12 protein-coding genes are annotated in these 15880 nt (G+C 33.2%); 4 read left to right on the forward strand and 8 right to left on the reverse strand.

Translation table 11 applies throughout. The annotated features are described in order from the left end of the window. Nucleotides 1-21: 21 nt before the first annotated feature. Nucleotides 22-594, reverse strand: coding sequence for a YqgE/AlgH family protein (locus tag J0M08_03615; GenBank protein MBN8702125.1), 573 nt, complete (start codon nt 592-594; stop codon nt 22-24). Between the two features lie 83 nt (nt 595-677). Between J0M08_03615 and J0M08_03620 the strand changes: the two genes are divergently transcribed. Continuing rightward, nucleotides 678-3014, forward strand: a complete 2337-nt coding sequence (locus J0M08_03620; GenBank protein ID MBN8702126.1) for a tetratricopeptide repeat protein — start codon at nt 678-680, stop codon at nt 3012-3014. A 1-nt stretch (nt 3015) separates the two neighbouring features. Then, a complete protein-coding gene (locus tag J0M08_03625) occupies nt 3016-6141 on the forward strand; it encodes a SpoIIE family protein phosphatase (protein ID MBN8702127.1) in 3126 nt (1041 codons plus the stop codon). A 27-nt stretch (nt 6142-6168) separates the two neighbouring features. Here J0M08_03625 and J0M08_03630 read toward each other — a convergent pair whose 3' ends face one another. Together J0M08_03630 and J0M08_03635 are read right to left on the reverse strand one after the other, a co-directional pair. Next, nucleotides 6169-7548 carry an HAD-IB family phosphatase gene (locus tag J0M08_03630; GenBank protein MBN8702128.1) on the reverse strand — a complete coding sequence of 460 codons (1380 nt, stop codon included), beginning with the start codon at nt 7546-7548 and terminating at the stop codon, nt 6169-6171. Between the two features lie 56 nt (nt 7549-7604). Then, nucleotides 7605-8357, reverse strand: coding sequence for a Crp/Fnr family transcriptional regulator (locus tag J0M08_03635; protein MBN8702129.1), 753 nt, complete (start codon nt 8355-8357; stop codon nt 7605-7607). A gap of 118 nt (nt 8358-8475) precedes the next feature. On the opposite strand from J0M08_03635, the gene J0M08_03640 reads away from it, so the two are divergent. Both J0M08_03640 and J0M08_03645 read left to right on the forward strand, forming a co-directional pair. Continuing rightward, nucleotides 8476-10242 (forward strand): chloride channel protein, encoded by a 1767-nt coding sequence (locus J0M08_03640; protein ID MBN8702130.1) that lies wholly within the window; start codon nt 8476-8478, stop codon nt 10240-10242. Next, the gene (locus J0M08_03645) at nt 10242-10757 is read left to right on the forward strand and encodes a hypothetical protein (protein MBN8702131.1); all 516 of its coding nucleotides are present in this window, start codon (nt 10242-10244) and stop codon (nt 10755-10757) included. Before J0M08_03640 ends, J0M08_03645 begins: the two co-directional genes overlap by 1 nt. Nucleotides 10758-10765: 8 nt before the next feature. On the opposite strand, the gene J0M08_03650 is transcribed toward J0M08_03645, so the two are convergent. The 5 genes from J0M08_03650 to J0M08_03670 all read right to left on the reverse strand — a co-directional run bounded on the left by J0M08_03650 (nt 10766) and on the right by J0M08_03670 (nt 15843). Beyond that, nucleotides 10766-11380, reverse strand: coding sequence for a deoxynucleoside kinase (locus tag J0M08_03650; GenBank protein MBN8702132.1), 615 nt, complete (start codon nt 11378-11380; stop codon nt 10766-10768). A gap of 117 nt (nt 11381-11497) precedes the next feature. Next, nucleotides 11498-12295, reverse strand: coding sequence for a hypothetical protein (locus J0M08_03655; protein MBN8702133.1), 798 nt, complete (start codon nt 12293-12295; stop codon nt 11498-11500). A gap of 30 nt (nt 12296-12325) precedes the next feature. Continuing rightward, nucleotides 12326-13840: a GH3 auxin-responsive promoter family protein gene (locus J0M08_03660; GenBank protein ID MBN8702134.1), complete on the reverse strand. Its 1515-nt coding sequence runs from the start codon at nt 13838-13840 to the stop codon at nt 12326-12328. A 36-nt stretch (nt 13841-13876) separates the two neighbouring features. Continuing rightward, nucleotides 13877-14611, reverse strand: coding sequence for a hypothetical protein (locus J0M08_03665; protein MBN8702135.1), 735 nt, complete (start codon nt 14609-14611; stop codon nt 13877-13879). Between the two features lie 71 nt (nt 14612-14682). After that, complete coding sequence (locus J0M08_03670) at nt 14683-15843, reverse strand: proline dehydrogenase family protein (protein MBN8702136.1); 1161 nt, start codon at nt 15841-15843, stop codon at nt 14683-14685. Between the last annotated feature and the right edge of the window lie 37 nt (nt 15844-15880).

Here is a 15880-nt window from a genome sequence, read left to right on the forward strand (position 1 = left end):
CTGCAAAGTTGCATGCCCTGCCTAATTAAGTTCCGGATTTTCCGGAAATGTAGTCATAATAGCATATTCCTTACCCATTGATTTTAAGCAGATTGTCCAAAGATTAAAGAAGTTTTCATTAAAAAGAACCGTGTTTTTTTCGTCAGATACAATCCACGATTTTTGTTCTATCTCTTTTTCTAGCTGTTTAAAGTCCCATCCGGAGTATCCAATAAAAAAACGAATGTTGGTATCCGATAGTTTTCCTTGTTGCATTAATTCTTTTACCTGTTCAAAATCTCCACCCCAATAAAGCCCTTTTCTAATAGTCAGGCTATCTTTAATGCTTTTTAGAGTATGAATAAAAAATAATTGATCTTTGTTTACCGGACCGCCATAAAATACATTACCCTCATAATAAGGTAGTTCTGGCACTAGCTCATGTAGTTTTACATCCAATGCTTTGTTTAATATAAATCCGGTAGTGCCCAGCTCGTTATGTTCTACAAGCAAAACAACCGACCGCTTAAAAAATTGGTCATCTAAAAAGGGTTCTGAAATAATTATCTTTCCCTTTGTGGGTTCAGTCTTATTATTAAAATCTAAGGTTATCAAAACTATATTTTAGCTAATTATTTAACAATCAATAAAAATAGCTCAAAAAGTTTAAATTTGCTTTTAAATAAGTTAAATCTTTCATGCAAAAGCAACTATTATTTTTTATCTGTTTTACAGTACTAAACTGTATTTATGCTCAAACGCCTAAAAAATATTTTTCTAGCGGAGAAAAGTTTCAAGAGCTGAAAAACTATAAGGATGCAGCGGAAAGTTATTCTCAAGCTATAAAGTTAGATCCTACTTACGAAAAAGCATATCCTGAAAGAGCTTTTTGTTACGAAATGTTGGGAGAGAGAACAAAAGCAATCGAGGATTACAAAGTTTTAGTTGGTTTTGATCCCAAGAAAAAAGAATATTATTACAAAATGGGCAAGCTGTATTTTGAGCTCAATAGCCTTGCTTACGCAGAGCAATCAACAAAGCAAGCACTTGCTTTGGATGATGATTATTTGGAAGCAACATTAATTATTATTCAGGTTTTACACAAACAAAAAAAGTATTTGGATGCATTAAAGTATTCAGAAAAAGCGCTTGAAATAAAAAAAGCAGGAAGCACGTATTTTTATCATGCACTTACATTAGATAGTTTAAAAAGCTACCCCGAAGCAGAAAAAGAATATAAGAATGCAAAATACTATGATTCTAAATTGGTAATGGCATACGTAGGTTTAGCCAATGTGCAAGTAAAACTAAACAAGAAAGACGAAGCGCTTAAGTTTTGTGACGAAGGTCTTACCAAGAATCCTTCCAACAATGAAATTTTATGGGCTAGAAGTAGTGTATACGCATCAAAGGGGGATTACAGCAGTGCGGTAAATGATATAACAAAAGTGATTGTATCTACTACCAATAATATTCCTGCGTACTTGCTTCGTGCCGATTACTATATAAAGCAGGGGCAGTATCAAAGCGCTATAAACGATTATTCAAAATGTATAAATATTGATAATAGTAATATGCAAGCCTATTTTAATAGAGCACATTGTTTCGAACAAATAGGTGCGTTAAAAGAGGCAGTGAAAGATTACGAAAGAATTAAGCTGCTATCGCCCAACAATGAAGGTGCTGTAGCATTAATGAAAGAAGTGAAGAATAAATTGTTCGAATTTAACAGAGAAACAGAGAAACCTGATATCGCAATAATATCGCCTCGTTGCGAAGGTAGAAATATAAAAATTGCATCTAATTTAACAGAGTTTACTTTAAAAGGTACTGTTAAAGATGCAAGTCCAATAAGAAGTATTTTGGTAAATTCTATAAAGCCGGAGTATGTTAGCGATACTGTAAATGCGCAATTTGAAATACTTTTAAAAGCCGAATCCTGCATGAAGGAACTTGTTGTAGAGGCTGAGGATGTTTATGGAAATAAGCAAAAAATAGTTTATTCGGTGCAGCTAACAGAGATTAACAAACCGGCAATTGCACTTATTGCGCCTTATTCTTCTTTTGATAATGAAGTGTTTTTAGATAATACAAACTCCGATTTGTATATAGAGGGTAGAGTAAAAGACGAAAGCCCCATCGAATCAATTGTTGTAGATGGAATTGCTGCTAGTTTTCCATTGCAAGGAATAGATCCTGTTTTTTCTACTAAAATTAATATTGCGAATAAAAATAATTTTACCGTTATGGCAAAAGATATTTATGGAAACACAACAGTGGAGCAATATAAATTAAATAGAGAGGGAGCTAATGCCTTAGCCGATAATCCTATGGGCACTACATGGGTTGTGTTTATCGAGAATAGCAAGTACGAATCGTTTGTTAGTTTAGAAGGTCCGGAAAAAGATGTTACTCTTATGAAATCTTCGTTGGCAAATTATAAGGTTAGTAAAATTATTCACAAGAAGGACATGACTAAAACACAGTTGGAAAAGTTTTTTTCTATTGAGTTGAGAGATTTGGTAAGAAGCAATAATGTAAATTCTTTGTTAGTTTGGTACGCAGGTCATGGCAAGTTTGTAAGCCAAACAGGGTACTGGATTCCGGTGGATGCAAAAGTTGACGATGAGTTTACTTATTACAATATAGGTAATGTGAAAACAGCGATGCAATCCTACTCAACTGTTACGCACAAATTGGTAATTACCGATGCCTGCGAGTCGGGACCAACCTTTGTGCTTGCCATGAGAGGAGATGCAAAAGAAGAGAAAAGATGTGATGATAAAGGCGATACAAAATTCAAGTCGGCTCAAGTGCTTACATCTGCTGGTTTCGAGCTTGCCGCTGACAATTCTCAGTTTACAAAAGTTTTTACTAATTCGTTAAATAACAATTCAGATGCTTGTATTTCTATCGATAGAATAGCCAAAAAAATAAAAGAAGTATTTCAGCAAACAGGCCGACAAGAGCCCAAATTTGGTAAAATTAAAGATGTAGATGATGAAGGCGGAACCTACTTCTTTATAAAAAAATAGAATGAAAATTCTTTGTAATTATGTTCTCATTATTGGGTTATTGGTAGTTTCTAATCTACCCGGACAGTCCTATTTTTTCAAGAATTACAATGTAAAAGATGGTTTAATCCAGTCTAATGTAAAATGTATTGAGTTTGATTCGTTAGGATATGCTTGGCTTGGAACAGAAAGTGGGCTCTCAAAGTTTGATGGTGTAAGATTCAAAAATTTTTCTACGGAAGATGGGCTGTTTAATAATAGTATTGCGGATATTATTACTGACAAAAAAGGTAGGGCTTGGATAGCGCATGAATCGGGAGGTGTAACAGTTTTCGAAAATGGCCAGTTCAAGCCACTAAAATTGCCAAGTGTTTCCAATGCTAAAATTTTGTTCTTGTATGAGGATGCAGATGGTAAAATATGGATTTCTCTTGCATCAAAGGGGATTATAGTTTGCAACAATGTGTTTGAAGATATTTACAATTCTTCTAATTATACAATGTATTCCAGTAACGATGGTTTGGGTTCAAAAATATCTTCCATGGTTCAGGATAAGCAGCATACTTTGTGGTTTGTAACCGAGTATGGAGTAAAATATAAATTGAGAGGTGCAAGCAAGTTTGATGCATTTACAAGTTCTGAGTTGCCTATGCTTTATCCATCGCAAATAACAATTGATAATCAAAATAATTTATTTATTGGATATTATTCTACTTCAGCATCTATTTTAGTTAAGTATTCTGTAGATAAACAAGAGTTTTCTTATTTCGCAACTCCTTCGTGGGTTAGTTCAATTTATGTTGCTAAGAATAATGATGTATGGGTTTCAGCTTGGGGAAAAGGCGCAATGCGAATAAGAAATAATAAGACTACTTATTTTAACTCCTCAAATGGGCTGCCTGATAATAAGGTGTATTGTTTTAATGAAGATAGAGAAGGTAATATATTCAGTGGTATTTTAGGACAAGGACTAACTATTTTTAAAGGTGATTATTTTTTGGGTCATGCATTAGTGCCTTCGGTTCAGCAAAAACCTATTAAATCGATTACTTGTGATACAGGATCTACTATTTGGGTTTCTACTACAGCTGATGTTTATGAGCTAAACACGAGAAATGATTCGGTTGTACCTCTTAGATTTCTTAATCCTACAGGCAATAGTATTGTTGCACTTAAAGTCTATGAAAATTTATTATGGATTTTATTTAGTAATGATTTAAAATCATATGACCTTAAAACAAATAAAGTAATCAGTTATGGAGCTATTTCATCTGATTTGAAAGATTTAATAGCAACCTCATTTGATTTTGATAGAGAACGAAATTTGTGGTTAGGTACTAATGAGGGTGTTATAAAATATAATTTTAAAACCAATACATTACAGAATTATAGAGTTACAGACGGTATTCCAGGTAATGATATTAAGTTTATTTATTTCGATAAAAAAGGAAAGCTTTGGGTTGCGTGCAAAGGTAAAGGGTTGTGCTACTTTGAAGGACGTAAATTTATTGTAAGTAAGAAGTTTGAAAATACAGATCCTACATGCATTACAGAAGATAGTAATTGTATTATATGGATAGGAACACAAAACAATGGACTATTTAGAGTTGAAAATGAATCTAATGTAAAAAGTTTAAAAGCTAAAGATGGTTTGCTTTCGGATAACATTGTAGCGCTTGTATCCTATAACGAAAAAATTTACATAGGGACCAATAAAGGCCTTGATGTATTAGATGTGATTACCAATAGGGTAAGGTCATTTGGGCAATCAGATGGATTAACTGGTATAGAGGTAAGTCCTAATGCGTTAGTTGAAAATTCCGCACAAATATTTATTGGCACTGTAGATGGTTTAATGAGTTTTAACCCTGAGTATTTTAAAAAGGGCTTAGTTGCCCCAACAATTGTTGTAAATGATTTTTTGGTAAATGATTCTTCAAGAGCTATATCTAGTCAGTATCTTCTGTCGCATAACGAAGATAACATTGCTATTAATGTTCAGGGCATTTGTTATTCTAATCCAGACAAGCTTTCTTACTTTATTCAGATTGAGGGGAATGAAGATACATCATGGCATACCATACCTACACCAACCCATTTTCAGCCACTTATTCATAATCCCGGAAAATATGTATTGAACATTAAAGTGCTAAATGCAGATGGATTGTTTTCGGATATAAGGAAAATACATATTACCATTGAACCTCCTTTTTGGGAAACATGGTGGTTTTTAGGAACAATCTCTCTAGTTATAATTATTTCCTATCCAACTGTTTTGAAATTAAACAGTCGAAGATTGCGTAAGAAAAATTTGGACCTAGAAAAAAAGGTACAAGAGAGAACTGCAGAAGTTGTTTTAAAAAATAAAGAGCTAGACGAAAAAAATAAAGATATTACGGCAAGTATTCGTTATGCAAAACGTATTCAAGATGCCATATTGCCTCCTGATAGTTTGGTTAGTAGCGCGCTGCCGGAAGCCTTTATTTTATATAAGCCCAAAGATATTGTAAGTGGCGATTTTTATTGGATTTATGAAAAAGATGATTGTGTTTTTTTTGCAGCTGTAGATTGTACTGGTCATGGAGTACCAGGTGCATTTATGAGTATTGTCGGTCATAACTTGTTAGATAAATTGGTGGGCGAGAACGAGTTGTTGAAACCTTCAGAAATTTTAGATGCGCTGAATAAGAGTGTCAGTGATACGTTACGTCAATCAAGTAGAGACGATCAGGTTAAAGATGGTATGGATATAACGCTTTGTTCGTATAATAAAAAGACGAATGAATTGCAATTTGCCGGAGCATATAATCCATTATGGATGGTTACAAACAGCGCAGATTTTGTAGAGATAAAAGCAGATAAATTTCCAATAGGTACTTTAAGTTTAGGAGAACAAAAGCAGTTTACTAATAATAATATAAGTTTGCAGAAAGGTGATACCATTTATATATTTTCCGATGGGTTTGCAGATCAGTTTGGCGGACCATTGGGTAAAAAGTACAAATACGGAACGCTAAAAAAACTGCTGCTTTCAATTCAATCTAAATCCATGCAGCAACAAAAAGAAATTTTATTGACAGAATTTCTTAATTGGCAGGGTAATCAAGAACAGGTAGATGATGTGTTAATTATAGGAATTCGTTTTTAGGAATTTTAATAAGTTCGAAGATTTATTTTAATGAGCACACTCTAAAAGTTGGTAAAATGAAGACGTTTTCAAGATTACGTCTGCGTTTTGGATAACTAATTCATTTTTTGTGCAATAGGAAACTCCAATACCCGCAAACTTAATCATACACATATCATTTTCTCCATCTCCAACTGCAATTACGTTTGATATTGATACATTGTATTTATTGCAAATATGAAATAACGCATTGCTCTTGCAACTATTGTGATTGCATTTGCTCGATTCGTTTTTGATAAAGAAAGATGGGATTTTTATTTCTCCTGTAGCCAAACCATTAGCTAATTCTAACTCTAAAGCCAAAGAAAAGTCTGCTCCAATTTTGTTTTTTATAAAGTTTGTAATCAGGTCATAGCTATCAGATATTATACCGATTATATATCCTCTTTTTTTTAGTTGATTAATTGTTTCAATAATATCATCATTTAGTGGAATGGTATCTGCAACCGATAATAATTGTGTTTTAGATAAACCTTTTAATAATTGTGCTATGGATTTTTTTAAAATTAAATCGTCATGATTAATACTTCTTATATTAATAAGCTGAGTGTAAAAATTTAATTTCTTTGCAATTGTATCAATGAATCGACCGTTTAAAATTGTGCCATCCATATCTAGGATTAGCATTTTTTTTAAACCAAGTAGGCTCTCTTGAATAGCCCTTTCCATTTGTCCTCTAATAATATTTATTGATTCCATTTCGTCTAAATTGAAATAGGTACTTTTATTATTTACCGCTCGTTTTATTATTGATTTTGAAACTTCTTTAGACATTTTTCCAAGTTCGTTCCATGGCTTCATTTTGTTTTCAATATCTCCAATATGAATTTCTGTAATACGTGCTTTAATTGTATATAAGTCAATTAGAATTCCAATATCTACACCATAGTCATCCTCGAAAGTTACTTGTGAAAAAAAACTTTTTTTTCCAGCTATAATTCCACTAAGTGGTTGTTTAAAATTACTGAGTTCTGGGAAAAATAGACTTAGTAGGGGTTTGGCTACAAGTTCAGTGACTCTGCCCATTTGCCTGTTAAACGTACCTTTCACGAAATCAAATTCGTTCGAAATAATCGGTTCAGATAAGTCTTGTATTGTGTTACAAGGGTAGGGGTATATATCGGCATCTAAGAATATAATAATTTCATTTTTTGAAATAGCTAATCCTTCTTGCATAGAGGTGCCTTTGCCTTGTTTTTTACTTTTAATTACAGTGGCACTTGTAAGAGAGGCAATTTCAAAAGTGTTGTCTTGCGAGTTGTCGTCTATAACAATAACCTCAGTAACATTTATAAATGAGGCGGCAAATTCAATTACTTGTCTTATTGTACTGGATTCATTGTAGGCAGGAATTATTATACTTATCATGATTGTACTTTTTTAATAAAAGTACTTCATGTTTCTTGCGGGTGCATTGACATAAGTCAATTAATAATCTTTTCTAGGCCTTTTAAGCTGAGTATTGTAATTCTTCTGCCTTTGCTTTCAATATATTTTTTTTCTTTGAATTCCTTTAAAACCCTCACTAAAGTTTCTTTGGCAGTGCCTACATAACTTGCAATATCATCTCTAGAAAGATTAATTGTCGCTAGTTTGCTAGAATTTTCTAGTCGATACTTTTCTTCCAGTATTAGTAAAGATAAGGCAACTCTTTCTTTTACAGGCTGCTGAGTGAATACGGAAACTTTGTTAACCCAAACTGTAAATTCAAACGCCAAATTTGCTAGTAATTTATTTGATAGGAAAACAGAAGAGTTTAGGATTTGTATAAATGAATTTTTGGGGATAAAGGAAACTACACAGTCTTCTAACGTTTGAGCAGAAACCGGATTTGTTTCGTTGCTTAAAATAGGCCTGTATCCAAATACTTCACCTTTTTTATAGAAATACATAATTTGCTCTTTTCCTTCTTTATTTGTCTGGAAAATTTTAACCTTCCCTTTTCTAAGAATAAATACCCCTCTAGGGTATGCTCCTTCCTTAAACAATATTTTCCCTTTCTTAATTTCTAGTCGCTGCATTTTTCTAATTAAAAAATTAGCATGCTCAGGGGAGAGACCTTCAATTATAGAAATAGGTTTGAAGTAATATTTTTCTATTGATAAACTCATTATGAAGTAAAGTATCTTATTTAATTTTCTAAAAAATTGACTTAAGTCAATTTTTTGTAGTAACATTTATCCTAAATTGCAATCTACAATTTTATTTTTTTAGTTAACCTTTGGTCGAGTTCATGTAGCTCGACCATTTTTATTTAAAGTATTTTATAAGTAATTCTACTATATATTTGCACGTATGTTTTTCAAAACGAAGAATGCCAATAATATATATGTACTCTCTATTTTAATTGGAGTTGTTACCGGATTATTTGCTATTGGCTTTGTTTGGTTGTTGGAACAGGCCACCCACTTTGTTTATAAGCTACATAAGTACAACTTCGATTCGGATATAGCAACGCAATCTTTTCGTACTGACATTGATGTTGTAACAGCCCTTTTAATAGTTTTGATTCCTTCTGTTGGAGGGCTCATTACCGGAATTATAACAAATAAATTTTCTAAGTCATCTGCCGGTACCGGAGTCGATCAGATGATATATGCATTTCATCAAAACGAGGGTGTAATTGAAACAAAGGCTCCGTTTTATAAATCGATAACTACCATATTTACACTTTCCTCCGGAGGAAGCGGAGGAAAGGAAGGGCCAATTGCTTTTATTGGAGCAGGAATTGGGGCTATAGTTTCCAAAATTGTAAATACAGGTGCTAGAGCCAGAAGAACTTTGTTATTGGCTGGAACAGCAGCCGGATTGGGCAGTGTGTTTAAATCGCCATTAGGTGGAGCATTAACAGCAGCCGAAATGGTATATAAAGAAGATATTGAGGCAGATGCTTTAATTCCTTGTTTTATCTCATCAGTTACTGCTTATATTGTTTACACTTGGTTTGCAGGGTCCTCTCATTTTATGAATATTATTGCAAACTACCATTTTCACTTTTCCGAATTGCCATTTTATTTGTTGTTGGGAATAATGTGTTATCCATTTGGGTATTTGTTTATAAAGGGATTTAATGACACTCCTAAATATTTTATGAAATTTAATCTTCATCCTGCATTAAAGCCGGCAATAGGAGGTTTATTGGTAGGAGTACTTTCGCTACTCTTTTTTGAAATATCAGGTACCGGGCAAGATTTTATGTTGGCTGTAGCAGGAGGTAAAAAGCCGGTGTTTATGGGGAATGCTCAGTTCGCAATAGCAATAGCATTTTTGTTGATTGCTCTTTTAAAGATTGTAGCAACTACACTTACAATCGGTACAGGTGGAGCAGCAGGAATTTTTGGCCCATCTTTGTTTATTGGAGCTATGCTTGGTGCCTGTGTAGGTACATTGGCTCAACTTTTTTTTGATGACAATACGGTTTCTTTTTCTTCGTATGTAGTAGTTGGAATGGGCGCTTTTTATGCAGGAGTAGCTAATGCTCCAATTGCAGGTATCATAATGGTGTGCGAGATGACAGGTACTTATGTTCTTCTTCCTCCCTTGATTATTGTATCTATTTTTACGTTTATCTTATCTAAAAAGATATCGATATATAAAAATCAGTTGCCGAATCGTTTTGCAAGTCCCGCTCATTTTTGGGATATGCGATTGGATGTTTTAGAGAAAATTTATTTTAGCAATAAGAAAGACGAGCTCAGAAATATTGCAGTTGTAAAGGATTCAGATTTGTTGTCAAGTCTATTAGATATGTCTGTGAAAATTGCAGCCAGTGATTTTGTAGTAGTTACAAACTCCAATGAATTTGCGGGAATGATTTCTTTACGAAAGGTAAATGTAGCAGCTGAAGTTCTAAAGAATGAAACTGTAACAATCAACAACTTTATAGATAAAAATATCGTAGCATTAGATGTTACGGAGAAATTGAGCGCGGGTTTAAAAACGATGATGCAGCATGATTACGATAAAATTCCGGTTGCAGACAATAAGCAATTTGTTGGGTATCTAAGATCGAGAGATATATTTAATACATATATGTCGTTGAATAAAACAGATAAAATTTAATGGATTTTCGTAAGGAGCTTTTGAGTGAGTATTCAAAAGCAAATACATTGCGAATTGCAAATTATATTGGTTCGGACAAAACTAAGTTTAGCCATTTAATGAAGTTGTTTTTTGGTGATGATTATAAATTAAGTCAGTACGCATCTTGGATTGTTAGCCACTGTTTTGACGCTCACCCACATTTAGTCGATAGCTATTTAGAGCGTATGGTATTGAATCTGGAAAACAAAAATGTCCATGATGCTGTGAAGCGAAATACAGTTCGAATATTTCAGTTTGCAACTATTCCTGAAGAATTGTTAGGAAGGGTAATTAATATCTGCTTTGGTTTTTTGCAGTCAAATTCCGAACCTATTGCTGTTAAAGTGTATTCTATGACTGTTCTAGCGAATATATCTTCAAGGATACCGGAAATTGTAAATGAGTTAAAATGGGAGGTGGAGAAACAATATCCATATTCTTCGCCTGGATTCAAATCAAGGGCAAGAAAAATATTGAAAAAGTTAAGTAAGTGATTTGTGAATTAGAAGAGACCGTTAATTTCTCCGTCAATTTTTTGAATTACTTTACCTAAATCTTCTTTTTTCTCCGAAAATTTATTGTCATCAACATCAATTATCAACAACTTTCCTTGGTCGTAGGTCGTAATCCAAGCCTCATAACGTTCATTTAAACGTTTTAAGTAGTCTAAACGAATGGCGTTTTCATAATCGCGCCCTCTTTTTTGAATTTGAGAAACCAATGTTGGAACTGATGCACGTAAATAAACCAATAAATCCGGTGGTTTAATAAAATGCTCCATTACTTTAAAAAGGGCAAAGTAACTTTCAAAATCACGTGTAGTCATTAAACCCATGGAATGAAGATTAGGAGCAAATATGTATGCATCTTCGTAAATAGTTCTATCCTGGATGATGGTTTGTTTTTTCTTTCGGAACTCTAATAATTGCTGAATACGGCTATTCAGGAAGTACACTTGCAAGTTGAAAGACCAACGTTGCATGTCTTCGTAAAAATCATTTAAATATGGATTGTCGTCAGCATCCTCGTAATGTGGAACCCAATTATAATGTTTTGATAAAAGTGTAGTAAGTGTAGTTTTTCCTGAACCAATATTTCCGGCAATTGCAATATGCATAGTAGTTATTTTATCAAAAAGTACTTGTTTGTAAATCGTATCTAATATACAAATAGGTTGGTATTTAGCAAATGATTAGAATGAATTTATTTTGAGTGTAAAGTGGGTATTTATCAATTATTTAATGTAATATGTTTTAGCTTGATTTTTGCTAAATGTTATTAAATAGTCTTTTGTTTTTTTTACTTTAATAAGTGCGGTATCTGTTGTCAAAAATGTTTTGTCGAAAGATGTAAAATTGTAGCTCCATAACGAATCGTTTTTGCAAAAAAGCACATAGTCTTCGGTTATTTGAAAATGATTGCTAATCTTAATCGGAATTAATTTTTTGTATGTTCCAAAAATATCGAATACGAAAATGCCTTGTGCCGGGTCGTTTAAGTAAAGTAGGTTGTTATACTCAACCATAAAATTTGGATTTATGTTTCTTACTTGTGTTAGTTGAACAATGTTTCCTGTCCGGTGTGTTATTTTTAGATCGACACTTAATCTCACTAATTCGAAATTTTGTTGGTCGTAAACCCAGATGCTATTGTTAAACGAACTGCATGCTAATAAAGGTTGGTGTATTCCGCTATCATCAAGTAAGTAGGGCCCTCCATTCAACGTAAGTGTGTTATCTAAAAAAAGAATGGTTCTAAATTCTTTATAAAAGATTAAATTTTTTAATGGATTACTCGCATCAATGGAAAATATATTTCCTAAATTTTTATTATTAAACGTTCTCATTACGTTTCCGTTTATATCTCTCTTTTGAACGATATTGTTGGAAAGTAAGTAAATGTTGTTTAGATAGTCAGCTTCGAAATACGATATATCTTGATAGTTGAAGTTAGATTTGAGTTGGAATGTGTTGTCGGATTTTAAACTTAATAGTAAGAATGTAGATATAACTAGTATAATTGATTTGCTCATATATGTTTTGTAAAGCACTTGGTAGTTTATTTAGCAAGTAAATTTATTCAATTCCTCCAAATACTTTCTGTCATTGGATAAGCGAGGTACTTTGTTTTGTCCGCCCAGTTTATTTTTTGATTTTAGCCAATTGTGAAATGTATTGGTTGGCACAGTTTTAACAGTAGGCATTTTTAGTGCCATATTATTGTAGCGTTTTGCTTCGTAATCTGAGTTGATTGATTTCAGCGCATTGTCAAGCATTTCGGTAAAGTAATTTAAATTGTCCGGATGTTTTTCAAATTCAATATACCATTCGTGTGCACCTGTAGTAGAGTTGTCCATGTATATTGGTCCTGCTGTGTATTCTGTAATAATGGCATTTGTTTTTTCGCATGCAATGGCTAATGCTTTTTCAGCATTGTCTATAATTACTTCTTCTCCAAAGGCATTTATAAAATGTTTGGTACGTCCGGAAATTTTAAATCGGTATGGATATGTGGATGTGAATTGCACCGTATCGCCAATCATGTACCGCCACAAACCCGATGTGCTTGATATTACCATCGCATAGTTTTTATTCAGCTCGACTTCACTCAGTGGAATTGTTTTTTTCGAATCTGTTTCAAAATATTCCATGGGAATAAATTCGTAAAATATTCCATAGTCGAGCATGAGCAAAAGTTCTTCAGAATTTAATTTGTCTTGTATTCCAAAAAAACCTTCCGATGCATTGTATAACTCTAAAAAGGAGACATTACTGCTACCAAATAATTCTTTAAACTGCTCTCGGTAGGGAGTGAAATTTATTCCTCCATGAAAAAACACTTCCAAATTGGGCCACACTTCTTTTATGTTTTTTTTACCACTTATTTTTAAAATATGTTTAAGTAAAACCAGCATCCAAGAAGGAACACCGGCAATACTGGTAACATTTTCAAACATAGTAGTGCGTGCTAGTTTTTCTAGTTTTTCTTCCCACTCGTCCATTAGTGCAATGGTAATATCCGGAGCGCGCAAAAATTCAGCCCACATCGGCAGGTTCTGAATTACAATGGCAGACAAATCTCCATGATAAGATTCGTAATCGCCATATTTGTCTGTTTTGTGGCTGCCTCCAAGTGCCAAATTTTTTCCGGTAAACAACTCGGTATTGGAATGGTTATTGCAAAATAGAGCCACCATATCTTTCCCGCCTTTGTAGTGGCATTCTTCCAACGATTCTTGACTTACTGGAATGAATTTACTTTTATCACTAGTGGTTCCTGACGATTTTGCAAACCATTTTATTTCCGTTGGCCATAAAATATTTTGCTCGCCTCTTCTTGTCCGTTCTATATCATTTTTTAATGATTCATAATCTTGTAGCGGAATCCGTGAACTAAAATCTGAATAGGATTGTATGGATTTAAAATCATATTTTTTTCCCCATTCCGTATTTCGTGCAGTATGTGTAAGTTTTAGAAGGCATTCGTTTTGAACTTCGTTCGGGTACTTCATAAATAGCTCAATTTGGTGCATTTGCTTTTTTAGCACCCAAGAAGCTATAGAGTTGATAATTGACATAGCTAAATATACTTATGAAATAGTAAAGACAAGTAATTATTTGATTTTCTTTCTCCTAAAAATAAGAGTTTTATAAATATCGTATCGTTGCTTTATGTATTCTGCTAGCTCGTACATGGTAGATGATTGAACATAGTTAATATTTAGACCGCAAAATTCAATAAAATCATCAAATTCTTTATCATCTAAATACATAATGTCGTTTTTGATGTAAATTCGCAATAGCTCTTTTAGTGCATCTTGCATGGCATCACGCTCTTCTAATTCAGCCACACGCTGTTTGCTTTGTTCGAATTTGCTAAAGCGCATATACAGTGCGGTAATTACATTGTCTCGTCCAATGTTGCTATAGGATGGCTTATAGGTAGAGGAAATGCTTCCAATTTCTTTTTCAACTTCTTTTATAGGTTTTATAGGTCGTATTACCACCTCGTTGCCATAATAGGTTTTTGGGTAGAGCGAAATTAATATTTGGTAATTCGTCTTTGAAATAGAATCCTTAAAACATATGTTTTTTAGTTCATACCCAAGTGCAGTAATAATGAGTGTATCTGTTTTAGGTATGGTGGTTGTAAATTTTCCATCAGCTCCTACAATCATTCCGGTGTAGGTTCTTTTGTTTACAACCATAATTCGTTCTGGTGGAACTTTAGATTTATAGTCAACAACTTTTCCAACCACTGTTATGGTATTTTGGTTTGTTTGGCTTTGTATAAATTGACTAAAGCCAACGAGTAAAAGAAGCAAATAAATTATGATTGTGTTTTTCACTAAATAGAAAAGTAGGATAAATAATTTATGTGCTAAATATTTAATTGTTAAGTATTGTTAATGCAATAAAATTAGCTTCTTCTTTTTTTCTCTTTGATAATTAAATTAAGCTCTCGTCCGGTTTGACCTTTTACTGAGGTGTTTTCTTGCGCACGTCTAATTAAATAAGGTAATACTTCCTTTACCGGGCCATAAGGAACATATTTTGCAACGTTATATCCTGCGGCAGCCAAATTAAAACTAATATGATCACTCATGCCAAATAGCTGAGAGAAATAAATGTGGGGGTGGTTGTTCGGAATATTATTTTTACTCATTAATTCTACTAGCAATAACGAACTTTTTTCGTTGTGTGAGCCGGCACAAATAGCAATTGAGGAAATATGATCTATGCAATACCGTAATGTTGCATCATACAAATTATCGGTGTCTGTTTTTGTATCATTAATAGGCGATGCATATGCAAGCTCTTTAGCGCGAAGGCGTTCTTTTTCCATGTAAGCACCTCTAACTAATTTAGCGCCCAACAAATATTTTTTTGCTCTAGCTTTTTCGTGCGATTTTTTCAAATAGTCCAATCTGTCTTTGCGATACAATTGAAATGTATTATAAACTATTACACGGGTTTTATTAAATTGTTCCATCATTTCATCCGCTAAGTCGTCCATTGCTTGCTGGATCCAACTTTCTTCTGCATCAATAAAAATTGGAATGTTGTTTTCAAAAGCAGATTTACAAATGATATAGATTCTGCTTTTTACTTTTTCAAATTCTTCTTTTTCTGTTTCACTTAAAGTTTTATTTGCACTTACTTTTTCCAATAAAGCAAAACGAGCCAAACCGGTAATTTTAAAAACGCAGAAAGGTATATGTTTATTGTTTTTTGCTTTTTGAATGGTGGCTAGTGTTTCCTTAGCACAATTATCAAAATCTTGTTCGCTTTCTTTGCCTTCTACAGAATAGTCAAGAATAGCGCCAATGTTATATTGCCCCAATTTATTGATGGTCGATTCGCATTCCTCTATTGTTTCGCCTCCAACAAACTGTTTAAAAATAGTAGCCTTAATAATTGTTTTAATAGGGAAATTAATTTTCAATGCAAACTCAGTAAGCGATTTTCCAACAGTTACAACGTTGCTATTGCCAATTAATTTAAACAACCAATATGCTTTGTTTAACGCACCTGTTGTTTTTGATGCAAAAGCTATCTCTGTATTCTCAAAAGAGACCATATATTTAAAGTATTTTAGTCTTATTTATGGAAATCTC

It is taken from the genome of Bacteroidota bacterium (assembly GCA_017303975.1).
GTDB lineage: Bacteria > Bacteroidota > Bacteroidia > JAFLBG01 > JAFLBG01 > JAFLBG01.